This is a genomic window from Variovorax sp. PBL-H6 (assembly GCF_901827155.1).
Taxonomy (GTDB): Bacteria; Pseudomonadota; Gammaproteobacteria; order Burkholderiales; family Burkholderiaceae_C; genus Variovorax.
On the sequence record NZ_LR594659.1, the window covers coordinates 2,348,684 to 2,373,810 of the forward strand.

The 25,127-nt window shown below is 65.2% G+C and carries 24 protein-coding genes; 12 read left to right on the forward strand and 12 right to left on the reverse strand.

Annotation, left to right across the window (positions count from 1 at the left end; genetic code table 11):
• Positions 1-3: 3 nt before the first annotated feature.
• From G3W89_RS11220 to G3W89_RS11240, 5 genes are all read right to left on the reverse strand, one after another.
• A complete protein-coding gene (locus G3W89_RS11220) occupies positions 4-1,410 on the reverse strand; it encodes an NEL-type E3 ubiquitin ligase domain-containing protein (RefSeq protein ID WP_162574158.1) in 1,407 nt (468 codons plus the stop codon).
• A 332-nt stretch (positions 1,411-1,742) separates the two neighbouring features.
• Positions 1,743-2,510: an aldolase gene (locus tag G3W89_RS11225; protein WP_162574159.1), complete on the reverse strand. Its 768-nt coding sequence runs from the start codon at positions 2,508-2,510 to the stop codon at positions 1,743-1,745.
• A 58-nt stretch (positions 2,511-2,568) separates the two neighbouring features.
• Positions 2,569-3,210: a 2-dehydro-3-deoxy-6-phosphogalactonate aldolase gene (locus tag G3W89_RS11230; protein ID WP_162574160.1), complete on the reverse strand. Its 642-nt coding sequence runs from the start codon at positions 3,208-3,210 to the stop codon at positions 2,569-2,571.
• Between the two features lie 26 nt (positions 3,211-3,236).
• On the reverse strand, positions 3,237-4,130 hold the full coding sequence (locus tag G3W89_RS11235; protein WP_162574161.1) for a 2-dehydro-3-deoxygalactonokinase: 894 nt from the start codon (positions 4,128-4,130) through the stop codon (positions 3,237-3,239).
• 25 nt (positions 4,131-4,155) lie between these two features.
• Positions 4,156-5,892, reverse strand: coding sequence for an IlvD/Edd family dehydratase (locus G3W89_RS11240; RefSeq protein WP_162574162.1), 1,737 nt, complete (start codon positions 5,890-5,892; stop codon positions 4,156-4,158).
• Between the two features lie 261 nt (positions 5,893-6,153).
• On the opposite strand from G3W89_RS11240, the gene G3W89_RS11245 reads away from it, so the two are divergent.
• The 5 genes from G3W89_RS11245 (at position 6,154) to G3W89_RS11265 (ending at position 11,203) form a co-directional block, all read left to right on the forward strand.
• Positions 6,154-6,900 carry a FadR/GntR family transcriptional regulator gene (locus tag G3W89_RS11245; protein ID WP_162574163.1) on the forward strand — a complete coding sequence of 249 codons (747 nt, stop codon included), beginning with the start codon at positions 6,154-6,156 and terminating at the stop codon, positions 6,898-6,900.
• A 69-nt stretch (positions 6,901-6,969) separates the two neighbouring features.
• Positions 6,970-8,352, forward strand: coding sequence for an ABC transporter substrate-binding protein (locus tag G3W89_RS11250; protein ID WP_162574164.1), 1,383 nt, complete (start codon positions 6,970-6,972; stop codon positions 8,350-8,352).
• 28 nt (positions 8,353-8,380) lie between these two features.
• Entirely contained in the window at positions 8,381-9,262 is an 882-nt protein-coding gene (locus G3W89_RS11255) for a carbohydrate ABC transporter permease (RefSeq protein ID WP_162574165.1), read from the forward strand.
• Entirely contained in the window at positions 9,259-10,110 is an 852-nt protein-coding gene (locus tag G3W89_RS11260) for a carbohydrate ABC transporter permease (protein ID WP_162574166.1), read from the forward strand. Before G3W89_RS11255 ends, G3W89_RS11260 begins: the two co-directional genes overlap by 4 nt.
• Before the next feature lie 22 nt (positions 10,111-10,132).
• Positions 10,133-11,203: an ABC transporter ATP-binding protein gene (locus G3W89_RS11265; RefSeq protein ID WP_162574167.1), complete on the forward strand. Its 1,071-nt coding sequence runs from the start codon at positions 10,133-10,135 to the stop codon at positions 11,201-11,203.
• A gap of 16 nt (positions 11,204-11,219) precedes the next feature.
• Here G3W89_RS11265 and G3W89_RS11270 read toward each other — a convergent pair whose 3' ends face one another.
• From G3W89_RS11270 to G3W89_RS11290, 5 genes are read right to left on the reverse strand one after another with little or no spacing between them, the layout of a single operon-like run.
• Entirely contained in the window at positions 11,220-11,999 is a 780-nt protein-coding gene (locus G3W89_RS11270) for a cyclase family protein (RefSeq protein ID WP_162574168.1), read from the reverse strand.
• Between the two features lie 47 nt (positions 12,000-12,046).
• The gene (locus tag G3W89_RS11275) at positions 12,047-12,430 is read right to left on the reverse strand and encodes a Rid family hydrolase (protein WP_232076457.1); all 384 of its coding nucleotides are present in this window, start codon (positions 12,428-12,430) and stop codon (positions 12,047-12,049) included.
• A gap of 8 nt (positions 12,431-12,438) precedes the next feature.
• A complete protein-coding gene (locus G3W89_RS11280; RefSeq protein ID WP_162574170.1) occupies positions 12,439-13,422 on the reverse strand; it encodes a Bug family tripartite tricarboxylate transporter substrate binding protein in 984 nt (327 codons plus the stop codon).
• A gap of 20 nt (positions 13,423-13,442) precedes the next feature.
• Positions 13,443-13,916, reverse strand: a complete 474-nt coding sequence (locus tag G3W89_RS11285; RefSeq protein ID WP_162574171.1) for a hypothetical protein — start codon at positions 13,914-13,916, stop codon at positions 13,443-13,445.
• Between the two features lie 5 nt (positions 13,917-13,921).
• Complete coding sequence (locus G3W89_RS11290) at positions 13,922-15,058, reverse strand: aminotransferase class V-fold PLP-dependent enzyme (RefSeq protein ID WP_162574172.1); 1,137 nt, start codon at positions 15,056-15,058, stop codon at positions 13,922-13,924.
• Positions 15,059-15,090: 32 nt separating this feature from the next.
• On the opposite strand from G3W89_RS11290, the gene G3W89_RS11295 reads away from it, so the two are divergent.
• Entirely contained in the window at positions 15,091-15,792 is a 702-nt protein-coding gene (locus tag G3W89_RS11295; RefSeq protein ID WP_162574173.1) for a Crp/Fnr family transcriptional regulator, read from the forward strand.
• Between the two features lie 158 nt (positions 15,793-15,950).
• On the opposite strand, the gene G3W89_RS11300 is transcribed toward G3W89_RS11295, so the two are convergent.
• Positions 15,951-17,726, reverse strand: coding sequence for a DEAD/DEAH box helicase (locus G3W89_RS11300; protein WP_162574174.1), 1,776 nt, complete (start codon positions 17,724-17,726; stop codon positions 15,951-15,953).
• A 435-nt stretch (positions 17,727-18,161) separates the two neighbouring features.
• On the opposite strand from G3W89_RS11300, the gene ettA reads away from it, so the two are divergent.
• On the forward strand, positions 18,162-19,823 hold the full coding sequence (ettA, locus tag G3W89_RS11305; RefSeq protein WP_162574175.1) for an energy-dependent translational throttle protein EttA: 1,662 nt from the start codon (positions 18,162-18,164) through the stop codon (positions 19,821-19,823).
• A 52-nt stretch (positions 19,824-19,875) separates the two neighbouring features.
• Here the strand turns inward: ettA and G3W89_RS11310 are convergent, their stop codons facing one another.
• The gene (locus tag G3W89_RS11310) at positions 19,876-21,219 is read right to left on the reverse strand and encodes a TAXI family TRAP transporter solute-binding subunit (protein WP_162574176.1); all 1,344 of its coding nucleotides are present in this window, start codon (positions 21,217-21,219) and stop codon (positions 19,876-19,878) included.
• Positions 21,220-21,327: 108 nt separating this feature from the next.
• On the opposite strand from G3W89_RS11310, the gene G3W89_RS11315 reads away from it, so the two are divergent.
• From G3W89_RS11315 to G3W89_RS11335, 5 genes are all read left to right on the forward strand, one after another.
• Complete coding sequence (locus G3W89_RS11315) at positions 21,328-22,158, forward strand: response regulator transcription factor (RefSeq protein ID WP_162574177.1); 831 nt, start codon at positions 21,328-21,330, stop codon at positions 22,156-22,158.
• A 74-nt stretch (positions 22,159-22,232) separates the two neighbouring features.
• Complete coding sequence (locus G3W89_RS11320; protein WP_162574178.1) at positions 22,233-22,445, forward strand: hypothetical protein; 213 nt, start codon at positions 22,233-22,235, stop codon at positions 22,443-22,445.
• A 145-nt stretch (positions 22,446-22,590) separates the two neighbouring features.
• Entirely contained in the window at positions 22,591-22,932 is a 342-nt protein-coding gene (locus G3W89_RS11325) for a hypothetical protein (protein WP_162574179.1), read from the forward strand.
• Between the two features lie 78 nt (positions 22,933-23,010).
• The gene (locus G3W89_RS11330) at positions 23,011-23,673 is read left to right on the forward strand and encodes a hypothetical protein (protein ID WP_162574180.1); all 663 of its coding nucleotides are present in this window, start codon (positions 23,011-23,013) and stop codon (positions 23,671-23,673) included.
• Between the two features lie 138 nt (positions 23,674-23,811).
• On the forward strand, positions 23,812-25,125 hold the full coding sequence (locus tag G3W89_RS11335; protein ID WP_162574181.1) for an HlyD family secretion protein: 1,314 nt from the start codon (positions 23,812-23,814) through the stop codon (positions 25,123-25,125).
• Positions 25,126-25,127 lie beyond the last annotated feature (2 nt).

Here is a 25,127-nt window from a genome sequence, read left to right on the forward strand (position 1 = left end):
CCCTTACTGGGTACTCCATGCCTTCCTGGTCAGCTCCATCCAGAGCTGAAGCTCTTCATCCTTACCGCGCTGGTTGGCGGTGAGTGTGATGGATTCTTGATGAAGCTTGGGCGGCACATTGGCGCTATCGACCTCCTTGGTCGCCTCCCGTTGGAGGCGCCCCGGGCGATCGGGGTCACTGAGTGCCTTTACGATCCCTGCCGCTTCATCTGGAAAATGGGCGGGCAGAACAACGCGTTGCCAGGGTTCCCAAGTGGCCAAGAAGTCCCAGAAGCGCTCGCCCTCTTGCGTCAGAACCGCTCTCTTGGCGATTTTGATGTCTTCGTCCGTGACACCAGAGATGCCGAAACCGGTGAATCGTGCATCCGGTTGCTCGCCTCCGAGCTCGAGTGATTCGTGGAGCCCGGCCAGGTACGCGAGATGTGTTTCGATCTCTTCAGTGTGTTCGGGCCGGTTCGCAGCGCGGCGTTCCTTGTTGATGTCCTTGACCGTTTGCTGGGCCAGGTCATCGATGCAGCGGCGGCGGAACACCTGGCGCGCAATATCGATCACTTTCGGCAGATCGTGGTTCAGGGCACCGTCCCAGACAGGCTGTGCAAGCCATTCCTCTTGCGCCCTGTACAGCGCGTGCGACACACGATCGACGCAGCTTTCGTCGCCGCCCTGGAGCACGACGAAAACGCGTTCGGCCAGCGTGGGCTTGGCGACCGCTTCCTCTACCAGTCGCCGAAGCATCGGCTTGAGATTCGGGTTCTTCGTTTCTTTCAGTGCCTTCGTGACGAGATTCGCCAGGAGCGCAAGATCCTGGGCTTGTGCCAACTGCTGCCATTCCGGGGACTCGCAAAAGCCCTGGCCAAGGTCCAGCGCTTTTGACAAGGCGGTGGTTGGATTGGCAGCAACTGCAGGAGAAGCGGGTTCGCCTCCGGTTGCTCTCCAGTTCGTGGCGCGTTCGCTGCCCATAGGTATCCACAGCCAATGTGAGTCATGGGAGATGTACCGGTAAACGTAAGAGGCCTGCACAGCCAGGCCAGGGTCTTGGACGCTGGCTGAGGCGTATTCCGTTCGCGGTAGGTGTAAGGCAGCTGCGGTTGGCGTTACTGGCCTTGTATCCAGCAGGTTATCCAGAGCACGATAGACAAGGGGGGCGATGACGTCCACGCTGTCGTCGACCTTGACTTCATCGATGATATTTTCGGGTGAGGGTAGGGCCGCGCGGACCGTCGCAACTTCATCCAAAGGCGCGTCGGTAATCAGAAATACCATCGCATCCGCGGGAACGCGGCTTTGCAGCTTGGTCCTCGCCTCGTCGAGATCAAGGCCGATCTCGATGATCAGGCAGTGGTGAGAGCCGACTTCGATGATGCCCTTCGCGCGACCCGCCGCCATTCCGACTCCAATGTTCTCGCCCATGGCGATCACGACGATGCACGGTTGTCCCGGGGCAGGGGGTTCGCCGCGGACCGTGGTAGCGGCCGGTCTTCTGGTTGGAGTGCCTCCGAGACGGGTCGAATTGCCTGGAGGTCTCTGGAGAGACGTGTTGTCGCGTGTGGGACGAGGAATCATGGGGGCCTGTTGAAGTTTGACGGGGGTTTCAAAGCAGGGCCGAAGCGAGCTTCAGTCCTGCCAGTCGATGAACGACTCAGGCTGAGTAACGCCGCAGCGGCGGCGGTTCCCGGTGTAGAGGTGCTGGCGGACGCGGTGACGCGCCAAGTCGAGAAGGACTTCGTCGCCGATCGGCCGGCCTACGCGGCGGCGCGCTGAAGGGCAGCGCGCCCGGCACGCGGCGCTGGCAGCAGCCTGCGCAGTGACTCGAAGAACAAGTCCGACTGCTCGCGCTCGCCCTGGATCTGCGTAGCGACGTGCGCGGCCAGCTTCGCATCGACCGGCGCCAGCGGCCGGCCGGTCGATTGCGCAATCACCTGGTGCAGGCAGGCGCGCTCGACATAGTAGAGATCGTCATAGGCGTGCGCGATGTTCGCGCCGGCCACGATGACGCCGTGGTTGGCCAGGAAGGCGATGTCCTTGCCCACCATGGCGCGGGCGATGCGCTCGCCCTCGCCGTCGTCCAGCGCCAGGCCGTTGTAGGTCGCGTCGATGGCAATGCGGTTCATGAAGCGCATCGCGTTCTGGCTCAGCGTCGGATCGAGCGCCCGATCGATGGTGAGGGTGAGCGCGGTCGCGTAGGGCATGTGGCAGTGGAGCACCACTGCGTGCCCGGTCACGCGGTGCACCGCACCGTGGATGAAGAGGGCGGTGGGCTCGACCCGGTGGCGCCCCGCCAGCACCTCGCCGCGCACGTCGATCAGCACGATGTCTTCGGCGCCGATCTCGCTCCAGTGCAGCCCGCGTGGGTTGATGAGGTAGCAGTCCTGCGCGCCGGGCAGGGCCACGCTGAAATGGTTGCACACGCCTTCGGAGAGGCCGTGGTGCGCGGCGGCACGCAGCGCCAGCGCGAGGTCTTCGCGCAGGGTGCGAATGGCGGGGCTGGCGTACTCGGCTTCGGGGCTCATCAGGCAACCTCCTCTCTGCGGAACACGATGCCATGGTCTTCAGGAACAGTCGTGCGGTTCATGTCCTCAAGCTCCCATTGAAAGCGGCCACGAAATCCATCGCCGCCTCGCGCACCGCCTCGGCGCGCTTGCCCGGCTTGTAGAGCGCCGAGCCGATGCCGAAGCCGGACGCGCCGGCCTCTCGCCAGGCCTGCATGCCGGCCGGCGTGATGCCGCCCACGGGCATCAGCGGCGTGCCAGATGGCAGCACCGCGAGCAGCGCCTTGACCACCGCCGGCGAGGCCATCTCGGCCGGGAAGAGCTTGAGTCCGTTGGCGCCGGCTGCCAGTGCGCCGAAGGCTTCGGTCGGCGTCATCACGCCCGGCAGGCTCACGAGCCCGAGGCGCGCCGCTTCGATCACCACCTCCGGATTGAAGTTCGGCGCGACGATCAGCTGGCCGCCGGCGGCATGCACCTCGCGCACCTGCTGCGCATCGAGCACCGTACCGGCGCCCACCAGCGCATCGGGAAAGCGCTCGCGCAGCAGCGCGATGCTCCTGAGCGGCTCGGGCGAGTTGAGCGGCACCTCGAGCAGGCGGAAGCCGGCGCCGACGATGGCGTCGCCGATCTCCGGCGCCTCGGCCGGGTTCAGCCCGCGCAGGATGGCCACCAGCGGCAGATGCTGCAGGGCCGCGGAGAACGAATCGTTGAGAGAGGTCATTCGGGTTCCTTCGCCTTCGGCTGCGGTCAGGGCCGCGCCTTGTTGGCCAGATGAATGGCCGCCAGCGCATGCAGCCCGGCCCAGGTGGCCTCGGCGCCCAGCGTGCGTGCGGTGTTGCCGGAGATCTCCAGCGCCAGCAGGTAGCGCTGGGTCAATGCAGGGCTGCCGATCAGCACCAGGTCGCCTGCGTGGATGGACTGCGTGCGCAGCTCCTCGCCGATCAGCAGCCCGGAAAGGTAGCTCGCGAGCTCGCCCGCCGGCATGCGATCGAACAGCGCCAGGGTGCGTGCGCCGAAGGCGTTGTGCAGCAGGCCCTGGCCGTTGTCGGCCTGCGTCACGCCTTCGAGAAAGGCGACTTCGTCCAGCGGCGCCTGCGCGTCGAGCGTGCGCGCGAGGATCGAGTGCTGGCTCAGCAGCGCGTAGAACTCGCCGGTCATGAAGGTGCGGAAACCCGTCACCCGCCCTCGCTTGACGGTCGCCCACTTGTTGTGCGTGCCGGGCAGCACGAACAGCCCGTCCGCCAGGCCGGTGAGCGCCATGGCGCCGAAGATCTGCACCTCCTCGCCGCGCATCACGTCGGGCACGCCGTCATGCAGGTCGCTGAGCCCAGGCACGATCGCGATGCGGCCCGGCTCGATCTCGACGATGGCGTTGCCCACCTCGACCCGGCCCGAAGGGCAGGCGCAGTAGGGCGCCTCGACCCAGCCCTGCTTGCTGCCGGCCATGCCCGAGATCAGGCAGAAGCTGCCGGTGGGACGCATCCAGTCGCCGAACAGTTCCTCGAAGAGCGCGGGGAACCCGCCAGGGGGCACCGTGAGGATGCCACGTGGATGGCTGCGTTCCTCGAGCACGTGGCCCTTGCCGTCCAGCAGTGCGCCGCGCAAGGCGCTGGTGCCCCAGTCGATGGCGATCAGATGCATACAGGGCCGCGATAGTCGTTGACCTTCAGTGATTGTCCCTGGGAACGAACGAACCGCGCTTGCCGCGCAGGAATCCGAGGTCGGCGCCCTGGTCGGCCTGCAGCACGTTGTCGATGTAGAGCTTCCAGTAGCCCGACTCCAGCGCCGGCTTGGGCGGTGTCCACAGCGCCCTGCGGCGTGCCAGCTCCTCGTCGCTCACGTGCAGGTGCAGCAGGCGCTTCGGTACGTCGAGCTCGACGATGTCGCCGTCCTGCACAAGCGCCAGCGGCCCGCCCGCCGCCGCCTCGGGCGCGGTGTGCAGCACCACGGTGCCGTAGGCCGTGCCGCTCATGCGCGCATCGCTGACGCGGACCATGTCGGTGATGCCCTTGCGCAGGACCTTCGGCGGCAGCGGCATGTTGCCGGCCTCGGCCATGCCGGGATAGCCCTTGGGCCCGCAGTTCTTGAGCACCATGATGCAGTGCTCGTCGATGTCCAGCGCCTCGTCGTCGATGCGCTTGTGAAAGTCGTCCGCGCTCTCGAAGACCACCGCGCGGCCCTGGTGCACCAGCAGCTCCGGTGTCGCCGCGCTCGGCTTGATGATGGCGCCGTTGGGCGCCAGGTTGCCGCGCAGCACGCAGATGCCGGCCTTGTCCTTGAAGGGCTTCGACAGCGGCTGGATCACCTGCGGGTTGTAGTTCTCGGCGTCCTTGATGTTGTCCCACACGCTCTGGCCGGTGGAGGTGACGATGTCCTTGTGCAGGTGCTGCGCGATTTCCTTCATCACCACCGGCACGCCGCCCGCGTAGCAGAAGTCTTCCATCAGGTACTGGCCCGAGGGCTGCAGGTTGACCAGGCAGGGCAGGTCGGAAGCCAGGCGGTCGAAGTCGTCGAGCGACAGCTCCACTCCGATGCGCCCGGCGATCGCGAGCAGGTGGATCACCAGGTTGGTCGAGCCGCCGATCGCCGCGTTGACCTTGATCGCGTTCTCGATGGCTTCGCGCGTGAGGATCTTCGACATGAGCAGGTCCTCGTGCACCATGTCGACGATGCGGCGCCCGGCCATGCGCGCCAGCACATTGCGCCGGCCGTCCACCGCCGGATACGCCGCATTGCCCGGCAGCCCGATGCCCAGCGACTCGACCATGCTCGCCATCGTGCTCGCCGTGCCCATGGTCATGCAGTGGCCGTGGCTGCGGTGCATGCAGCTCTCGGCCTCGAAGAACTCCTGCAGCTTGAGCGTGCCGGCGCGCACCTGCTCGCTCATCTGCCATACGCCGGTGCCCGACCCGAGCTCCTGGCCGCGCCACTTGCCCGAGAGCATCGGGCCGCCCGAGACGCCGATGGTGGGCAGGTCCACGCTGGCGGCGCCCATCATGAGCGCGGGCGTGGTCTTGTCGCAGCCCATCAGCAGCACCACGCCGTCGATCGGGTTGGCGCGGATGCTTTCTTCCACGTCCATGCTGGCGAGGTTTCGGTAGAGCATGGCGGTGGGGCGCAGCAGGGTCTCCCCGAGCGACATCACCGGGAACTCGAGCGGAAAGCCGCCGGCCTCGTACACCCCGATCTTCACCTGCTCGGCCAGCGTGCGGAAGTGCGAGTTGCAGGGCGTGAGTTCGCTGAAGGTGTTGCAGATGCCGATGACGGGGCGCCCGTCGAACTGGTCGTGCGGAACGCCCTTGCCCTTGACCCAGCTGCGGTAGATGAAGCCGTCGCGGTCGTGCCGGCCGAACCATTGCTGGCTGCGCAACTCGTGCGCGGGTTTGCGGCGCGGACTGCTCATCGTGTTGTCTCCGGCGGGTGCCAATCGGGCCTCGGTGAATCAGGGTTTGTCCTGCCGGGCAGCTATTTCAATCATCATATGATAAGACTGAGCGCGCAAGGACACACAGGGTTTTCGAGAGCGCATGCGCACCGAAGCCGGCCTTCAAGCAGGAGACAAGAACGATGCCGCATCGAGGAGTATTTCAAGCAACTGGTGCAGAAGGCGGGCATCCAGGCATCAGCGTTGCGCGCACCTGCAAGGCGTGAGACCCAATTCGCCATGAGCAAGAACATCCACGGCCGCACGCTCGACCTGCTCGGCGAGGCCATCGTCTCCCGGCGCTACGCGATCGGCGCGCCGATGCCCGCGGAGCCCCTGCTGTGCGAGGAATTCGGCGTCAGCCGCACGGTGGTGCGCGAGGCGGTGAAGTCGCTGGTGGCCAAGGGACTGATCATCACCGGCCCCAAGGTCGGCACCCGCGTGCTGCCCGAAGATCGCTGGAACTGGTTCGACCCCGACGTCATCACCTGGCAGGCGCGCGCCGGCCTCACGCCCGAGTTCCTGCGCGACCTGCTGGACCTGCGCCGGGTGGTCGAGCCGGCGGCCGTGCGGCTGGCGGCCGAGCGCGCGACCGCGACCGACATCGAGGCCATCGAAGAGGCCTATGCGGGGATGAAGGAGGCAATCGACCACGGCGGGGACTACGTCACCAGCGACCTGTGCTTCCACCACGGCCTGCTCGCGGCCGCGCAGAACCGCATGCTGGCGCAGATGAGCAAGGCGCTCGATGCGCTGTTGCGCACCAGCTTCGAACTCTCCACCGCCAAGAAGGACGGCCCAGCGCTGTCGCTGCCGCTGCACCGGGCGGTGCTCGATGCGGTCATCGCCCACAACCCGATGCGCGCCGAGCGCGCGATCGTCAAGCTGATCGACGGCGCGCGCGAGGACATCGAAGAGGTGATCTCGTCGCGCCGGCGGCTGCCGCGCCTCGGGCGCCCGCCGCCGCGGCTCAAGGCCGCCGCATGACGCGCCGCACTCGCCAGTTTTCTTAGCCCCGCTCGTGGATCGAGCATTCCATCGAAGAGGAGACAAAGCATGAAATTCAAACTCAAGGCACTCGTGATTCCCGCCCTGGCTGCGCTGGGGCTGGCTGTTGCCGGCCAGGCGGCAGCCCAGGAAAAGCTCACCGTCTGGTGGGTCAAGGGCTTCTACAAGGCGGAGGACGACGCCCTGTTCGCGGCCATCAAGAAGTTCGAGGACAAGCACAAGAACGTGAAGGTCGAGCTCTCGCAGTACCCGGTGCAGGACATGATCCCGAAGACCGTGTCGGCGCTCGACTCCGGCAGCCCGCCCGACGTGGCCTATGCCGACGTCTACGACTTCCAGGTCACCGGCAAATGGGCCTTCGACGGCAAGCTGGAAGACATCAGCAGCGTGATCTCGCCGATGCAGGCGCGCTTCGCGCCGAACACGGTCGAGACCACCTTCCTCTACAACGACCAGACGAAGTCGAAGGCCTACTACGCCTTCCCGATCAAGCAGCAGACGATGCACATCGAGTACTGGAAGGACATGCTGGAGGACGCAGGCTTCAAGGAATCGGACATCCCGACGGCCTGGAAGGAGTACTGGTCCTTCTGGTGCGACAAGGTGCAGCCGGCCGCCCGACAGAAGACCGGCAAGCGTGTCTTCGGCATCGGCATGCCGATGGGCGTCGACTCGAGCGACTCCTTCTATTCCTTCCTGACCTTCATGGACGCCTACAACGTCAAGCTGGTCAACGACAGCGGCAAGCTGCTGGTCGATGATCCCCAGGTTCGCACTGGCCTGATCGGCGCCGTCACCGACTACACCGCGCCGTACACGAAGGGCTGCACGCCGCCGTCGTCCACGAGCTGGAAGGACCCGGACAACAACGTCGCCTTCCACAACAAGACGACGGTGATGACGCACAACGCGACCATCTCGATCGCCGCCAAGTGGCTGGACGACATGAACAACGCCTCGCTCACCCCGGAGCAGCGCGAGGAAGCCAAGAAGAACTTCACGGAGCGCATCCGCACGGCCGGCTTCCCGAACAAGCCCGATGGCAGCAAGATGGTCTACCGCACCGCGGTGAAGACCGGCGTGGTCTTCAAGGATGCCAAGAACAAGCAGCGCGCCAAGGAGTTCGTGACCTTCCTGCTGCAGGAGGAAAATCTCACGCCCTACGTCGAGGGGTCGCTGGGCCGCTGGTTCCCGGTGACCAAGGCCGGCCAGGCGCGTGACTTCTGGAAGGCCGATCCGCATCGCCAGTCGGTGTTCAACCAGTACGCCGCCGGCACCGTGCCCTTCGAATTCACCAAGAACTACAAGTTCACCATCCTCAACAACGAGAACGTGTGGGCGAAGGCGATGAACCGCGTCATCAACGACAAGGTGCCGGTGGACAAGGCGGTCGACGAGATGATCGAGCGCATCAAGACCGTCGCGCGCTGACGCACCCAGAAGAAGAGGCGGCTTCACCATGAGCTCCACCGCAAGCGCCGTGGCCGGCAGCACTGCTGCCGGGGCCACCCCGGCTGCCGCGCGGCCCGGACGCTGGCAGTTCTGGGGGCGGCTGATGGTCGTGCCCTACCTGCTGGTGTTCGCGGTCTTCGTGCTTTACCCGGTGTGCTACGGGTTGTGGCTGGCGCGCCATCCGCAGAGCTACGTGCACCTGGTCGAAGATCCGATCTTCTTCCGGTCGGTGATCAACACCTTCGTGTTCCTGGTCGTGGCGATCAACGTCAAGATGCTGGTGGCGCTGGTGCTCTCGGGCTTCTTCGTGCAATCACGCTGGTGGATCAAGATCCTGGCGGGCATCTTCATCCTTCCGTGGGCGATGCCCTCCATCCCGACCATCCTTTCGGTGCGCTTCATGCTCAACCCGGAGTGGGGTGTGATCAACTCCACCATCTTCCGGCTCACCGGCGCCGACGGCCCCAACTGGCTCAACGATCCGACGCTGGCACTGGGTTTCGCGATGCTGATGCACATCTGGAAGTCGCTGCCCTTCTGGACGCTGATCCTGGTGGCCGGCCGGCTCGCGATCCCGAGCGAGCAGTACGAGGCGGCCTCGGTCGACGGTGCCACGTCGTGGCAGAAGTTCCGCTTCATCAGCTGGCCCTCGCTGCGCACGCTCTATCTGACCTCGACCATCCTCTCGATGATCTGGACGCTGGGCGACTTCAACAGCGTCTACCTGCTGACCGGCGGCGGGCCCGCCGACCTGACGCATGTGCTGGCAACGCTGGGCATCCGTTATCTCAGGCTGGACCAGGTGGACCTGTCGATGGCGTCCATCGTGGTCGCGATGCCCTTGGTGCTGCCCTTGGTGTACTTCATGATGAAGAGGCTCTCCAAATGAAGCGCCTGACCCTCAAGTCGGTCACGACCGAAGCCAAGCTGCTGCTCATCGGCATTCCGGTGCTGCTGTGGACGCTGATCCCGGTCTACCACATGGTGCTGTTCGCGATCTCGCCGCGCGACTCGGCAACGTCGGGGCGGCTCTGGCCCAAGGCGCCGACGCTGGACAACTTCCGCATCGTCTTCCAGCAGAAGCATTTCTACCTCGACCATTTCTGGGTGCAGCTGGGCAACTCGCTGCTGATTGCTGTCGCGGTGGGCGTGCTCACGCTCTTCGTCGCAACCACCGCCGCCTTCGCGATCAGCCGGCTCAAGGTACGCGGCGGCCGCACGGTGATGAACATGGCACTGTTCACGTACTTCATCCCCGCAGCCTTCCTGGCCGTGCCCATGTACAAGACCATGGGCAACTATGGTCTCCTCAACAGCCAGTGGTCGCTGATCCTTGCAATGGTCACCATCGCGTCGCCGTACTGCATCTGGGTGCTCAAGCAGGCTTCGGACAAGCTGCCCTACGAGCTCGACGAAGCCGCGCGCATGGATGGCGCCTCGCCGCTGCAGCTGTTTCGCCTGGTGTACCTGCCGCTGATGGTGCCTTCGCTGGTGGCGGTCGGCACCTACTCGCTGCTGCTGGCCTGGAACGAGTATCTCTATGCCTTCCTGCTGCTGTCGAACGACCGCAGCGTCACGCTGGCGGTGGCGCTCGGCAACTTCCTCGCGGCCGATGATTCGCCGTGGGAGCTGCTGATGGCCACCGGCCTGATCTACGCGCTGCCGCCGGCGGCGATCTACTACGCCTTCAAGCGCTACATGGTGGGCGGCCTCACCGCGGGTGCGGTGAAGAGCTGAAAACGCAAGGGACGAACATCACATGGCAGCTGTTTCCTTCCGCAACGTCAAGAAGTCCTTCGGCAAGACGCAGATCATCCAGGGGCTGGGCTTCGATATCGCCGACGGCGAGTTCGTGGTGCTGGTCGGGCCCTCGGGCTGCGGCAAGTCCACCTTGCTGCGCATGCTGGCGGGCCTGGAGGACATCACCGGCGGCGAGATCATGATCGACGGCCGGGTGGTGAACGAACTCGAGTCCAAGGACCGCGACATCGCGATGGTGTTCCAGAGCTATGCGCTCTATCCGCACATGACCGTGGGCGAGAACATGGGCTTCAGCCTGCGCCTGCGCAATGCCGACAAGGGCGTCACCGAGCAGCGCGTGACCGATGCCGCGAAGATCCTCAACCTCGATGCGCTGCTGGCGCGCTACCCGCGCGAGCTTTCGGGCGGCCAGCGCCAGCGCGTGGCGATGGGGCGCGCGATCGTGCGCGACCCGAAGGTATTCCTGTTCGACGAGCCGCTGTCCAATCTCGACGCCAAGCTGCGCGTGGCGATGCGTGCCGAGATCAAGGCACTGCACCATCGGCTCAAGACCACCACGGTGTACGTCACGCACGACCAGATCGAAGCCATGACCATGGCCGATCGCATCGTGGTGATGCACGACGGCATCGTCGAGCAGATCGGCACGCCGCTGGCGCTCTACGACCGGCCCGAGAACCTGTTCGTGGCGCAGTTCATCGGCTCGCCGGCGATGAATGTGGTCGATGGTGTGCTCCAGCGCAACGGCGAGGGCGCGAGCGTCGAGGCCCATGGCGCGCGCTGGCCGGCGCCGGCGGCGACGCAGGCGGCCGACGGCCAGCCGGTGCAATACGGCATCCGCCCCGGCGACATCGAGCTGGCCGACGCACGCAGCGGCGTGCCGGCCCGCGTGATCGTGGTCGAGCCCACCGGCAACGAGACGGAGCTGCTGGTGCAGGTCGGCGAGGCCAAGCTGATCGTCGTGGTGCACGGGCGTGTGCAGGCCGCCCCGGACGATACGGTCGGCCTGGTCATCAATCCCGACTCCGCGCACCTGTTCGACCGGCAGAGCGGTCGCCGGTTGAACTGAAGGCGCCGCGGGGCCTTCAGTCCTCGACCAGCGCGAGCACGCGCAAGGGGCTGCCGGAGCCGTCCTGGATCTTCAGCGGCGCGGCAACGACGAGTGCGCCTGTGGGCGGCAGCTGGTCGAGGTTCTTCAGGCATTGCAGGCCGTACTTGTTGGCGCCATGCATCAGGGTGTGGCAGGGATAGGGCATCGGCCAGGCGTACGACTGGCCCGCGTCGGTGTTGATGGTCTCCACGCCAAAGCCGTGCACCTCGCGTTCGCGGATCAGCCACTCCACCGCCTCTTGCGTCGGGCCGGGCGTGTGTGCGCCGTCCTCGCGCATGTTGACGAAGGCAGCCGGGTCATGGAGCCGCCTGGACCAGTCGGTGCGCAACAGCACCCACGCGCCGGCGGGAATGCGGCCATGCCTGTCCTCCCACGCGCGCAGGAAGTCGACGGTGAGCAGCCAGTCGGGGTCTTGTGCCGCCTGCGCACTGGCGTCGATGACCACGGCCGGGGCGATGAAGTTGTCGGGCGCAATGGTGTCGACGCTGTTGGCCTCGTGGTCCTTGCCCGTGACCCAGTGGACCGGCGCATCGAAGTGGGTGCCGGTGTGTTCGCCGCAGGTGAAGTTGTTCCAGTACCAGCCCGGCCCGGCCTCGTCGTAGTGCGAGATGCGCTCCACCTTGAAGGCCGAGACCTGCCCGAACTGCGGTGGCAGCTGCAGGGCGGGGAAGTCCTCGCTCAGGGTATGGGTCAGGTCCACGGTGCGGACCGAGCGGTTGCGCATGGCATGCGCGAGCTGCGCCAGGATGTTCATCGAGTCTCCAGTCAACTTGAAACGAATGTCGGGGGTCGCGCCGCGTCTCAGCTGCTGCGCCGCGCGCTCACTTCCAGCTCCACCTTGGCCTCTTCGACGGCCAGCGGACAGCATACGGTGGTATTGGCCGGGCGGTGGGTCCCGAAGCGGCGCCGCAGCACTTCGCTGACCGCCACGACATCGCTTCGATCCGGCACATAGACGCGCACGCGGACCACGTCGTCGAGGCGTGCGCCTGCTTGCGCCAGAGCGGCTTCGATCGTGTCGAGCGCCCGCTCGCACTGCGCTTGCGCGCCGGCCGGGAACTCGCCGGTGGTGAAATCCTGGCCCACGGTGCCGGAGACCAGGATCCATTCGCCGTCGACGACGGCGCGCGAATAGCCGGCGAGTTCTTCCCAGCGGGAGCCGCTCTGGATGAATTGGCGTGCCAAGCAGCCTCCTATTGCGGCTTGAAGCCGGAGTCGCGGATGACCTGGGCCCAATGGCGGCTGGCGTCGGCCACCCATTGCTGGACCTCGCTGGCGGGCGCCGGCGTCACTTCGTTGCCCATCTTCGCCAGCCGCTCCTGCAGATCGGGTTGCGCCAGCACGGCCTTCATCGCGGCGTCGAACTCCGTGACGAACTCGGGCGACAGGCCCTTGGGACCGAAGAAGGCGAGCCACGGGTTCTTGTCGATGCCTTCGAAGCCCAGCTCCTTGAAGGTCGGTATCTCGGGTGCGATCCGGCTGCGCACGGTGCCCGAGCTGCCGAGGATGCGGACCTTGCCCGCGCGGTGATGCTCGATCAGCTCCGTCATGGAAGCGATGGCGATCGGCACTTGCCCTGCAAGCAGGTCCTGCACCATCGGCGCTCCGCCCTTGTAGGGGACCGAGTTCATGGTGACCCCGAAGGACTTGCCGATGATGTGGCCGATGAACTGCGGGACGCTGCCCGCGGCCGGGATGCCGTAGTTGGCTTCGGTCGGTCGGGCCTTGATCCACGCGCCGAGTTCCGGCATCGTCTTGACGCCGGTCGTGGCGCTCACCGCGAGCACGTTGTAGTAGCTCGCAACGCCTGCCAGGGCAGTGAAATCGGTGACCGGGTTGTAGCCGGCAGCAGCGATGGTGAGCGGCACGATGACTTGTGTGTGGTCGATCGACAGCATGATCGTCGAGCCGTCGGGCGGCGCGGCCTTGAGCAGCTGTGCCGCGATCTGGCCGCCGGCGCCCGGCCGGTTCTCGACGATGAAGACCTGGCCGTTCATGCTCTTGCCGAGCTTCTCGAGGATGGCACGCGCCACGACATCCGTCGCGCCGCCGGGCGGGAAGCCCACCAGCACGCGGATCGGGCCGCTGCGCGGCTTCGGATCTGCGGCCAGGGCTGCGGGCATGGCGGGCACGAGCAGGGCAGCGGCGAATGCCTGGCCGAAATGGCGTCGGTTCATGGATTTTCCTCCGGGTGGTTTCAACGATCGAGGGGGTCGAGCGGGTGGTGCGGCAGCGCCAGGCGGGCCTGGATCAGCAGCACCTCGACCTCGTGGCAGCGCATGAGCCGAAGCCATCGGGCGTCGTCCATGCCCGGCGTGCGCTCGGCATGCAGGCTGATGCGGCAGCAGGGCGCGTTGCCTTGAGCCTCGACGGCTTCGATCGGCTCGACCGTGGCGCGAATGCGCGGGCTCAAGGCATCGGGCGCACTGCCGACGTGGTAGACGACTGCCATGCGCGTGTGGTCGGCCACCGGGCGCACCCAGCTCGGCTGGTCGTCGAAGAGCGAACGGCCGCACACCACGCCTTCGCCGACCGACGCGGTGTCCCAGCAGCCGAGGGCCCAGCGGCCGAGCTGCAGTCCGTCAACCAGGAACTCGAGGGCGTGCCGCGCGGGCACCTGGCACAGGACCGAGGCGCAATGCGCAGCGGGAAGCTCTTGCGGCAGGGTCATGGTGGTCAGCGGACCAGGCCCGCCAGGGCACGCAGCGCACCGGTGACGTCCTCGGCGGTGTTGTAGAAGTGCGGAGCGATCCGGATCACGTCGTTGCGCGCCGAGACCACATAGCCAGCCTCCAGCATCCGTGCCTCGACCTGCGCCGCATCCGGCACGCGGATCGCCGTGTTGGCGCCCTTGGCGGCAGGATCGGGCGGGCTGGCGACCGTGAGGCCCAGCCGCGCGGCTTCTTCCAGCGCGACCGCGGAGAGCTGGCCCAGGTACTCCTCGATCGCCGGGATGCCTATCTCGTTCAGCAGCGCCATGCTGGCGCGCGCCACGCTGGCGCACATCATCGGCGGCGTGCCGGTGTTGAAGCGGGCGGCGCCGGCGGCGAAGTCCAGCCCGGCCGGATCGAAGGCGAAAGGGTTCACGCGGCCGAACCAGCCGGTGACCGTGGGCGTGAGGCGCTGCGCCAGCGCGGGCCGCACGTAGAGGAAGGCGATGCCGGGAATGCCCAGCAGGTATTTCTGGGCACCGGCTGCCAGGATGTCGACCTCCTGCGCGCGCACATCGATCGCGATCGCGCCGGCAGACTGGTACGCATCGACGAACTGGAGCGCGCCGTGCTCGCGTGCCTCGCGGCCCGTGGCAGCGATGTCCACGCGCTGGCCGTCGTAGAAGCAAGCGTGCGACACGGACACCAGTGCGGTGTGGCCATCGAGGGCGCCGGCGATGCGTTCGGTGGTGTCGCTGCGCCCGGCCTCGGCTTGCACGAAGCGCACCTGCGCACCGCGCGGCGCCTGCGCCAGCCAGACATGGCAGAGAGAGGGGAAGTCCAGCGTCGTCGTGACGATCTCGCAGCGATCCGGCTCGAAGCGCAGCGCCGAGGCGATGCTGGAAGCGGCGTCCGAGACGCTGCCGAGCACGGCGATGTCGTCGGCCTCGGCATGGATCATGCGGGCGAACTCGGCGCGCGCGAGCGCAACCTGGTCCATCCAGTAGCCCCAGTCGGCGCCGCGCTTCAGCCACACCTCGAGGTATTCGTCGATCGCGCGGCGCACCGGCAAGCTCAGCGCGCTCTGGGAGCAGCTCGACAACTGCACCGTTTGTTCCAGGATCGGGAAAAGCTTTCGGTACGATGAAAATGGATGCTTCATGGACTTGCCTTGGGCAACAAGGCTTCGAGGTGATGGACAAAAAGGATGCCGGCGCGATGGCGTCTCCTTCCGCATGGATCGAGCTGCCGCATTTCAGCTGGGAGGCGCTGCTGGCCGAGGACGCACCCACGGTGCGCTTCCGCAAGGGACAGACGCTGTTCTCGCAGGGCGATGCGGTGAGCCGGGTCCATGTGATCGAAGAGGGCCGCGTGCGGCTGGTGCTGCTGTCGGCCGCGGGCCACGAAAAGCACATGGCCATCGTCGGTGCGCATGGCATGGTGGGCGAGTGCAGCGCCTTTCTCGATGGGCGGCACTCGGTGACGGCGGTGGCCTCTTCGGAGGTGCTGGCGCGCCATGTCGATAGCCGCAGGCTGATGCGCCACATGCAGAGCGACCCGGCCTGCCTGCGACAGGTGCTGTGGCTGATCAGCGTGAAGCTGCGCGTGATCGCGATCCAGAACCTGCTGCTGAGCCAAGCCACCGCCGCGCAGCGGGTGGCCCATCACCTGGTGCAGCTGGCCGAGACCTATGGGGAGGCGGCCGAGGCCGAGGGCGGCATCGTGATCGGCATCGCCTTTACGCACCAGGAGATGGCCAACATCGCCGGCCTGAGTCGCGTGATGACCTCGAACGTGTTGATCCAGCTGCATGCGCGGGGGCTGATCGACAAGGTCAAGGCGCATTGCGTGGTCCGTGACATCCAGGGATTGAGGCAGCTTGCCGCGGGGCCATGATCGGCCCGGCCGCTAGGTACTCCAGTGAGCCGAGGGCGTCGCTGTCGTACTGGGGGCCAGTCTAGGAAGGCCGCGCAAGGCCGTATGTCAACGGCTTTACAACCGCGCAATGAAAAAGGGCGCCGTAGCGCCCTTGGAGTGGAATGTGGGTCGACGGCTCAGCGGCCGAAGGAGCGGCCACCGCCGCCGTAGCCGCCGCCGCCGCCGCCGGAACGCCCGCCACCACCGCCGGAACGGCCTCTGCCGCCACCGCCACCGCCGCCGCCGCCGCGGCGTCCGCGACCGCCGAAGCTGTCGACGCTGGTGCGCAAGGGATCAGGCTGGCCTGCCACGCCGACGATGGCCTCGGCACGCTGGTGGGCCACCGCATCGGCCTGCGTGGGGCTGTGGCTGTTGCCGTGGTGACGCGGCTGGCGCTCTTCGTGCGGCAGGTGGTTCGGCGCGTGGTGCGGTGGATGATGCGGCGCGTGGTGCGGCGCGCGCGCCGGGCCCTGTCCGCCGCGTCCAGCCTGGGCGCGCTGGCCCTGGCCCTGGCCTTGCCCGCCGCCGTTGCGGCTGACCGGCGCACCCTGGCCACCGTTGCCGCGGCGCTGTCCGCCACTGCCATTGCTGTTTCCATTGCCACCGTTGCCGCGTTCGCCCTGGCCGACCTTGTTGTCGCGGATGCGCTGCATCATTTCCTGCCGGGCGGCCTTGGCTGCCGCCTGCATCACGTCGCGGCTCGGCGGGCGGCCGGCGCCGCCCCACAGGGTCTGGCGGCCCATCGCGATGGGCTCGGCGCGCTCGCCTTCCTCGGGACCGAAGCCCTCGATGACCTTGACCGGGATCTGCTGCTTGGTGAAGCGCTCGATCTCCTGCATGAAGCCTTCTTCGTCCAGGCAGACCAGGCTCACCGCCTCGCCGCTGGCACCCGCGCGGCCGGTGCGGCCGATGCGGTGGACGTAGTCTTCGCTGATGTTGGGGATCTCGTAGTTGACGACGTGCGGCAGCTCGTCGATGTCGATGCCGCGGGCCGCGATGTCGGTCGCCACCAGCGCGCGGATCTCGCCGCTCTTGAAGCCCGCGAGCGCCTGCGTGCGCGCGCTCTGGCTCTTGTTGCCGTGCAGTGCCATCGCCTGGACACCGTTCTTGCAAAGGAAGTCGGCCACGCTGTTGGCGCCGAACTTGGTGCGGGTGAAGACGAGCACCTGGCTCCAGTCGTGCTCGTTGATGATGTGGGCGAGCAGGGCCTTCTTCTTGCCGCGGCCCACCGGGTGGATCACCTGCGCGATGCGCTGAACGGTGGTGTTGCGCGGCGTGACCTGGATGCTCTGCGGGTTCTTCAGCAGCGTGGCGGCCAGGTCGCGGATCTCGTCGCTGAAGGTGGCGGAGAACAGCAGGCTCTGCTTTTCCGCGGGAACCAGGGCGAGGATCTTCTTCACGTCGTGGATGAAGCCCATGTCCAGCATGCGGTCGGCCTCGTCGAGCACCAGGATCTGCACGGTGGAGAGGTCGAGCATGCCTTGCTGCTGCAGGTCGAGCAGGCGGCCGGGCGTGGCCACCAGGATGTCCACGCCGCTCTTGAGCCGGCTGATCTGCGGGTTCATGCCCACGCCGCCGAAGATCACGGTGGAGCTCAGCTGCAGGTACTTGCCGTAGGTGCGGACCGATTCCTCGACCTGCGCCGCGAGTTCGCGGGTGGGGGTGAGCACCAGGGCACGCACGCCGGTGCCGCCGAACTTGTTGGTGGCGCTGCGGCTCATCGTGAGCTTGTGCAGCAGGGGCAGGGTGAAGGCGGCGGTCTTGCCGGTGCCGGTCTGGGCGCCGCCGAGGAGGTCATGGCCATCGAGCACGGCGGGAATCGCCTGGGCCTGGATCGGGGTGGGGGTTTCGTAGCCCTGCTCGTGCACGGCTTTCAAGATGGCCGGGGCCAGCTTCAGTTCGTCAAAGTTCATTGAGTTCAAACAAGCGCCTTCCACGGCGCAGTGGTATCGGCCCACCCGGGCGTCTTCGAATGACGTCGGGTCAGTAGGGGCAGATAAGGGTCAGGAGTGGAGCGAGAGGGGCCTGGGTTTTGGGCCTTCTTCGTCCTCGGCAGAGAGCCGGTGTTGCGGGCAACTGGACCCGGCAACGCCCTGCATTGTCGCACGACTCGGATGCACCTCTCGAAAACTCGGGTTCATCGGCGTGCCAGGCCCCTGCCGTGCCGGGCCCGGCCGAGCGCTGCGCAGACAGCTTCGAGTTAGACTTGCGGTCAGATCCGGTCGGAAATCGCGCTGCAGCAGCAAGCGCATGCCATGCAAGGCTGACTCGCAATCGATCCTCGCGCAAGATCGTTGCCAGGTTTCCCGGCCACCCCGAGCAGTTCCCATCATCGAACGGACATAGCCATGGCCCAGTACGTCTACACCATGAACAAGGTCAGCAAGACCGTGCCGCCCAAGCGGCAGATCTTGAAGGACATTTCGCTTTCCTTTTTCCCCGGCGCCAAGATCGGCGTGCTGGGCCTGAACGGCTCGGGCAAGTCCTCGCTGCTCAGGATCATGGCCGGCATCGACAAGGAAATCGAAGGCGAGGCCTTGCCGATGCCCGGCCTCACCATCGGCTACCTGGAGCAGGAGCCCAAGCTCAACCCGGCCCACACGGTGCGCGAATCGGTCGAGGAGGCGATGGGCGCGGTCTACGCGGCCAAGGCGCGCCTCGAGGAGGTGTACGTGGCCTACGGCGCGGAAGATGCCGACTTCGACGCGCTGGCGGCCGAGCAGGCCGAGCTCGAAGCCATCATCGCCACCGCGGGCACCGACTCCGAGCACCAGCTCGAGATCGCCGCCGACGCGCTGCGCCTGCCGCCCTGGGACGCCAACATCGGCGTGCTCTCGGGCGGCGAGAAGCGCCGGGTGGCCCTGTGCCGGCTGCTGCTGTCCAAGCCCGACATGCTGCTGCTCGACGAGCCGACCAACCACCTGGACGCCGAATCGGTCGAGTGGCTCGAAGTGTTCCTGCAGCGCTTTCCCGGCACCGTGGTGGCCATCACCCACGACCGCTACTTCCTCGACAACGCGGCCGAGTGGATTCTCGAACTCGACCGCGGCCGCGGCATTCCCTGGAAGGGCAACTACAGCACCTGGCTCGAGCAGAAGGGCGAGCGCCTGGCGCAGGAGCAGAAGAGCGAGGAAGCACACGCCAAGGCCCTGAAGAAGGAACTCGAATGGTCGCGCCAGAACCCCAAGGCGCGCCAGGCCAAGAGCAAGTCGCGGCTGGCCCGTTTCGAGGAACTGTCCGACTACGAATACCAACGGCGCAACGAGACACAGGAGATCTTCATCCCCGTGGCAGAGCGCCTGGGCAACCAGGTGTTCGAATTCAAGAACGTCAGCAAGTCCTTCGGCGACCGCTTGCTGATCGACAACCTGAGCTTCGAGGTTCCGGCAGGCGCCATCGTCGGCATCATCGGCCCGAACGGCGCCGGCAAGTCCACGCTCTTCAAGCTGATCGCGGGCAAGGAGAAGCCGGACAGCGGCGAGGTGGTGGTCGGCCAGACGGTCAAGATGGCTTTCGTCGACCAGACCCGCGATGCGCTCGCCAACGAGAAGACGGTGTGGGAAGACATCTCGAACGGGCTCGACATCATCAATGTCGGCAAGTTCCAGATGGCGAGCCGCGCGTACGCGGGCCGCTTCAATTTCAACGGCGCCGACCAGCAGAAGAAGGTCGGCACGCTTTCCGGCGGGGAGCGCGGCCGGCTGCACCTGGCCAAGACCCTGATCGCGGGCGGCAACGTTCTGATGCTGGACGAACCGTCGAACGACCTGGACGTCGAGACGCTGCGCGCCCTCGAAGACGCGCTGCTCGAGTTTGCGGGGTCGGTCCTCGTCATCAGCCACGACCGCTGGTTTCTCGACCGGATCGCCACCCACATCCTCGCGGCCGAAGGCGACAGCCAGTGGACCTTCTTCAACGGCAACTACCAGGAGTACGAGGCCGACAAGAAGAAGCGCCTGGGCGAAGAGGGCGCCAAGCCGCATCGGATGCGCTTCAAGGCGCTGAAGTAAAAAAGGCCGGCGTGCGCTGACACCGCCGGCCTGAGATCCGGATCTGTGGTGATCAGCCGGCTGGCCGCGGCATTCTCGCCAGCACCCGCTTGCGCACCGCGTAGATGTTGTTGCGCAGCGCATAGAGCTCTTCGGCGTACGAGAGCGGGACCGCCACCTTGTTGACCACGCGGTCGAGGTTGTCCAGCTCCTCGATGAGCGCCTCGCGCTCGCCCTTGCCGGCTTCCAGCTTGTTCTCGACCTCGCGCAGCCGCGCATACCAGCGGAACACGCGCCGCCGCACGCGGAACTGGTACAGCGGCGGCACCACGCGGCTGAGCGGCAGCATCAGCACCAGCAGGCCGCCCAGCACCAGCCACATGCGCTCCACCAGGTTGCTGGCCCAGAACGGCAGGTAGCGCTGCCAGAAGGGCGGCGTGCCGTTGATGGCGCGATCGCCCTCGGGGCTCACCGGCAACTCGCTGGTGCGGGTGTTCGGGAAGTCGCGAGCGCTGTTGAACCAGCCCGCCCCGCTGTGCAGTGTTTGCGCGGCCTGCGCGAAGAGCTGGCGAAGGGCGGGGTGTGTCTCCTCGCGCGCCAGCAGCGAGGTGGTGGCCGCGAGCAGCGGCTCGTCCTGTGGCGGCAGGTCCGCCGCCAGGTCGACTACGCCGCGCGGCAGCGTGACCGCCTGCAGGAACGCGAAGCGGCGGGAATAGGCATCGCTCTGCTCGAACTTCATGAGCCGGAGGTCCGGCGCGCGCAGCAGCCGCTGCACCAGCGGCGACTGCGGCGCCGAGGCCAGCACGATCACGTCGAGCAGCCCGGCCTGCAATGCCTCCGTGGCGGGTGCCTGTTCGAGGTTGGACAGCTGCAGCGCCTGCGGGTCCATGTGGTTGGCGCGGAACATCCGTTCCATGACCTCGGGCACGCCGCTGCCGGGCTTGTCGACGTTGATTCGCAGGTCCTTGAACTGAGTGAGCGAGGTGAGCCGGCCGCTCTTGCGGTCGATCGCGCGCGCCGCGTCGGCGCGGTAGAAGAACCACAACGGTTCGTAGAACAGGCTGCCCAGCGAAGACAGCCCCGCCTCCTCGTCCGCCACCGGATCGGCGCTGCCGCCACGCACGAAGCCGACGTCGGCGCCTCCGCTGCGTAGCAGCTGCAGGTTGTCCTGCGAGCCGTTCGTGGGCTTCAGCACGACCTCGATGCCATTCGCCTTGAGCGCCGCCGCGTAGCGCTTGCCGAATTCGGCATAGGCGCTGCCCGAAGGACCGGTGGCGAGCGTCACGCGTTTGGGCGGCTGCGGGTCGAGCCACCAGTAGGCGGCGATCAGGAGGCCGATCACGAGGAAGACCACGGGGCCGGCAGAGGCGATCAGGTCGCGGATGGACAGGAGGATGAGGCGGATGGTTCGGGGCATGCAGCAGGCGGGTAGGGGCTCGACGCGCCGAGGCGCACGGGAGCGCATTTTGATTGGCTTTTTGCGTGAGCTCGGTTACAAAGCGCGTGCGAATTTCAGGGAGCACGAATGAAAACACGAACGTCCGAGGACGTATTGGCCGGCGCCGCTCGGCTCGTCGGCGATGCCGACAGCCTGAAGTGGTGGGTCGAGGAACTGCTGAGCACCATCTTGCCGAGCGCTGCGGTGTTGTGCGGGCAGTCGATTCCGCATTCCGGCGGGTACACGGCTATCCAGACCTGGAGCTTCGGCCTTCCGCCGGCCTACGAGGCCGCGATTGCGTGCGTCGGAAGCAATGTCCGAAGCCCGATCCTGACGAGGTTGATCCGATCCGGCGGTCCTGAGTTTTTCGACGTCGAACAGGATCGGGGTGTTGACGCCGACCCCTTGTGGCGCGCGAGCTTCCGGCGCGCCGGTTGGTACAACGTGCTGGGGCTTTCGCATGTGGAGGGCCAGGGGGACGGGCGGGTGCTCACCGCGGCAGCGTTCTACAACGTGGGACAGGAGGTGGTTGCGCATCGCCACGCGCTGCAGCAGAAGGTGATGCCGTCGCTCCATGTCGCACTCAGTCGCCTCTATCGCTGTGAGCAGGCCCGCGCCATCGCGAACCCTGCTGCTGTGCCGCTGCTGACGTTCACGCCAACAGAGCGTGCCGTGCTCGACCTGCTGCTGCGAGGCATGACCAACAAGGAAATCGGTCGGCACCTCGGCAAGAGCGGGGAGACCATCAAGCGGCAGCTCGCCGTGCTGATGAAACGGGTCGGTGTGAGGAAACGCGTGGAGCTGGCGCACCGGGTTTTGTTGGGCGAGCCGTCGGGCCCGGCGCAATCATCGGCGCGCTCGCGCATGAGCGGCTTTGACCCGATCGGGTCATTTCGAATAACCCGATCGGGGGATTGATAAGGCGGCGCGCTTCGCGCCAAATCCTTGGGTCTTGAGCGAAACATCGCCTGCAGCTGACCTAGAGGGAGCCGATGATCAGTCTTGCCATGAAAGTGGCCTTGTTGTTCAAGGCGCTCGCAGTGCTGCTTTTGCTGGGTTGCTCTGTGATCGCGGTGACCCAATGGATATGTCCTTTTATTTTGCCTTGGGAATTTGTGTGGTATTACTGCGTTGGTGCAATTGGGGTGGCGATGATGGTTGTACTAGGCGCATTGCTCAGTGTTTTGAAGGTCACGCTGAGTTGAAGTTGTATTTCCTGGTGCCAGAATGTAGAAGTGATCGTCATTTCGGGCAGTCAGGAATTTTTGCGTCAGTAAAGATACTTTTTAAAGAGAAAAGATGAATAATTTTGACGTGGCGCTTTCGAATGAAAAGTAAAAAAGGACAACTATGAGAGTTTTGACTGCTGATGAGCTAATTCTGGTTAGCGGGGGCGAAGATGGCGGTTGCACGCCGGGCGACAGCGGTGCAGATGGAAATTGTGCTGCTCAAGGTGAAAGTTCAAGCGAATCAATAGGGTCGTTGCCGGAGGTCACGGTCAATGCCAACGCGGATAATGTCCTCGGTGACTCTCAAGCAGAGCAAATGATGCAAAATATAGAGCTTGCCAATAATAATCCGTTCTTTGCTGCCGCTCTGTTTTTTGGATCTATTATTACCTATTTCAACAATGCAGGGTCGACCACTCCCATCGGTAATCCTATGGGGGACCCCAGCCCCGCCGGACCCTGATACGACGCCTGAATATTCTTGACCATGTAGTATGCCAAGCATTTCACCCATGACGCGCAAGCTAATTGAATTGCAGACATGAAGCGAACGATGTTAGGTTTGGCGATGTTTTGCGCAATTGCCTATTGCGAGTGTGCGGGTGCGGGTGCGGGAAATATTGTGCAGGAAGGAGAGATTGCGACAGTTACGGGAGACGTCCAAGTTGGCGATGTGAGTACACTCAGGAAGATGAATGTTAAAACAATTGTCTTTGCTGAATCACTGGGTGGAACGATGGAGGCCGCAAGTGCGTACGTTGAGCTGATTAAGCAGCGCAAGCTGAATACCGTGGTCAAGGGCAGGTGCTATTCTGCTTGTGCTGTTTCTTTCTTGGCTGGTGCAACTCGTTCCGTTTTTCCGAAGGTGAACAACATGATCATGTTGCACGTCGCCCGGGTAGTGGATAAGGAGAGCGGAGTATTGCGTCCATCCAATCAGAACCAAAAACTACTAGCAATGATTGATGAGTTGACCGATGGAAAGATGCGTGACCCTGTTCGCAGCAAAATTGCCAATTCGTGGACCGAGGCATCAGGAGTGGCATTCATGGTTGGACCAGGATGGTGGGGTGAACGAAAAAACACGGTTTACTGCGATGGATCACAAGGCAAGGATACGAGAAAATGTCAATTGATTTTTAATGCAGATCCGTATGATCTCGGAATTTTAACTAGGCCTGCGGGAAAAGCCGAGCGTCAGTGAGACAGTACACGTGGATGAATTTTCACGGTTTCGCCAATTGCTAAGAGTCCCGCTATGTTTGTTGAGGCGATTTCTTCCATTCGCGCCCGTGACTGCGGCTTGGATATATGTTGTCTACAGAATCATCCATCGATTTAAGTGACACCGCGTCAAAGTGTTTTAAGCAATCAGCATATAGAGTCATGCTCGTCTGGTGAAGATGTGCTTTTCCGTAACGAAGTCTTCGCGGCGCGCCAAGACGCATGGCTCGGCGAGGTGCTCCTGAGCAGGCCTCTTTCCTTCGCCGTACTCTCCATCGGCTTCGCAGTCCTCGCCGCCAGCCTGCTCGCGTATTTGATTTGGGGTCAATACACCCGAAAGATTCGCGCCAGCGGTTATCTCGTACCCAATGCCGGTGTCATCAAGGTAGCTGCGGCGCAAGCTGGCATTGTGGCCAAGTTGTCCGTGATGGAAGGCCAGCATGTTGCACAAGGTGAGACATTGGCGGTTCTGAACTCAGAACGCTTCACGGGGGCTGGCGACGCTTCGACCGAGATCGACAAGCAACTCCAGCTTCGCGGTGCCTCATTGCGGCAGGAGCGCGCCAAGCTCGACGAGCTCCACGAGCAGGGGCGCAAGGCGCTCGGTGATCGGCTGACCAACCTGCGGACCGAGCTGACACAGGTGCGAACCGCCGTGTCGCTTCAGCAGCAACGGATTCGCCTCACCGACCAGATGCTCGCCAGGCAGCGCGAACTGCACGCTGCAAAGTTCGTCTCCGACATGGCGCTGCAGCAGAAGGAACAAGAGCGCATGGCCGACCTTGCAGCGCTCGAATCGATTCGCCGCAACGAGACCAGCTTGCTGCGCGAGGTAGGCGCGGTCGAGGCCGACTTCGCGGCATTGCCCGCGAAGCATCTCAACGAGCTGGCGGTGATCGATCGCGGTCTTTCCTCGATCGAGCAGGATCGCGTCGAGAACGAATCCCGGCGCGAGTTGCTGCTGAAGGCGCCGCAGCCAGGGGTGGTGACCGCAATCCTGACGGACCGGGGCAAGCTGGCAGTGCCCGGCCAGCCATTGCTCAATCTCATCCCCGACGGATCGGAACTGCAGGCGGACGTCTACCTGCCTTCGAAGGCTGCCGGTTTCGTGCGGATGGGAACTCGCGCGCTTCTGCAGTTCCAGGCCTTCCCTTATCAAAAGTTCGGAAGCCACGAGGCACGCGTGACCAGGATGTCGCGGGTGGCCGTGAGCGGGAGCGAGTTGCCTTACCCGTCACCGGCCGCGGCGCCGGGCGAGTTGTTCTACATCGCGAGCCTCGCCCTCGAGAAGAAAACGGTGTCCGCCTACGGCAAGGAAGAACCCTTGCAGCCCGGCATGGGCTTCGATGCCAACCTGATTCTCGACACGCGCACGCTGATCGAGTGGTTGTTCGAACCGCTGTTCTCCGTCTCCGGCAACTGGATTCGCTGATT

What these genes read in the sequence shown, in the direction of transcription:
- G3W89_RS11235 (WP_162574161.1), bottom strand. Translation starts at nt 4,130, where the DNA reads ATGCATCTGATCGCCATCGACTGGGGCACCAGCGCCTTGCGCGGCGCA.
- G3W89_RS11330 (WP_162574180.1), top strand. Translation starts at nt 23,011, where the DNA reads ATGAAGCGAACGATGTTAGGTTTGGCGATGTTTTGCGCAATTGCCTAT.
- G3W89_RS11240 (WP_162574162.1), bottom strand. Translation starts at nt 5,892, where the DNA reads ATGAGCAGTCCGCGCCGCAAACCCGCGCACGAGTTGCGCAGCCAGCAA.
- G3W89_RS11250 (WP_162574164.1), top strand. Translation starts at nt 6,970, where the DNA reads ATGAAATTCAAACTCAAGGCACTCGTGATTCCCGCCCTGGCTGCGCTG.
- G3W89_RS11315 (WP_162574177.1), top strand. Translation starts at nt 21,328, where the DNA reads ATGAAAACACGAACGTCCGAGGACGTATTGGCCGGCGCCGCTCGGCTC.
- G3W89_RS11265 (WP_162574167.1), top strand. Translation starts at nt 10,133, where the DNA reads ATGGCAGCTGTTTCCTTCCGCAACGTCAAGAAGTCCTTCGGCAAGACG.
- G3W89_RS11280 (WP_162574170.1), bottom strand. Translation starts at nt 13,422, where the DNA reads ATGAACCGACGCCATTTCGGCCAGGCATTCGCCGCTGCCCTGCTCGTG.
- G3W89_RS11270 (WP_162574168.1), bottom strand. Translation starts at nt 11,999, where the DNA reads ATGAACATCCTGGCGCAGCTCGCGCATGCCATGCGCAACCGCTCGGTC.
- ettA (WP_162574175.1), top strand. Translation starts at nt 18,162, where the DNA reads ATGGCCCAGTACGTCTACACCATGAACAAGGTCAGCAAGACCGTGCCG.
- G3W89_RS11260 (WP_162574166.1), top strand. Translation starts at nt 9,259, where the DNA reads ATGAAGCGCCTGACCCTCAAGTCGGTCACGACCGAAGCCAAGCTGCTG.
- G3W89_RS11300 (WP_162574174.1), bottom strand. Translation starts at nt 17,726, where the DNA reads ATGAACTTTGACGAACTGAAGCTGGCCCCGGCCATCTTGAAAGCCGTG.
- G3W89_RS11285 (WP_162574171.1), bottom strand. Translation starts at nt 13,916, where the DNA reads ATGACCCTGCCGCAAGAGCTTCCCGCTGCGCATTGCGCCTCGGTCCTG.
- G3W89_RS11325 (WP_162574179.1), top strand. Translation starts at nt 22,591, where the DNA reads ATGAGAGTTTTGACTGCTGATGAGCTAATTCTGGTTAGCGGGGGCGAA.
- G3W89_RS11225 (WP_162574159.1), bottom strand. Translation starts at nt 2,510, where the DNA reads ATGAGCCCCGAAGCCGAGTACGCCAGCCCCGCCATTCGCACCCTGCGC.
- G3W89_RS11290 (WP_162574172.1), bottom strand. Translation starts at nt 15,058, where the DNA reads ATGAAGCATCCATTTTCATCGTACCGAAAGCTTTTCCCGATCCTGGAA.
- G3W89_RS11220 (WP_162574158.1), bottom strand. Translation starts at nt 1,410, where the DNA reads ATGGGCGAGAACATTGGAGTCGGAATGGCGGCGGGTCGCGCGAAGGGC.
- G3W89_RS11245 (WP_162574163.1), top strand. Translation starts at nt 6,154, where the DNA reads ATGAGCAAGAACATCCACGGCCGCACGCTCGACCTGCTCGGCGAGGCC.
- G3W89_RS11295 (WP_162574173.1), top strand. Translation starts at nt 15,091, where the DNA reads ATGGACAAAAAGGATGCCGGCGCGATGGCGTCTCCTTCCGCATGGATC.
- G3W89_RS11230 (WP_162574160.1), bottom strand. Translation starts at nt 3,210, where the DNA reads ATGACCTCTCTCAACGATTCGTTCTCCGCGGCCCTGCAGCATCTGCCG.
- G3W89_RS11320 (WP_162574178.1), top strand. Translation starts at nt 22,233, where the DNA reads ATGATCAGTCTTGCCATGAAAGTGGCCTTGTTGTTCAAGGCGCTCGCA.
- G3W89_RS11310 (WP_162574176.1), bottom strand. Translation starts at nt 21,219, where the DNA reads ATGCCCCGAACCATCCGCCTCATCCTCCTGTCCATCCGCGACCTGATC.
- G3W89_RS11255 (WP_162574165.1), top strand. Translation starts at nt 8,381, where the DNA reads ATGAGCTCCACCGCAAGCGCCGTGGCCGGCAGCACTGCTGCCGGGGCC.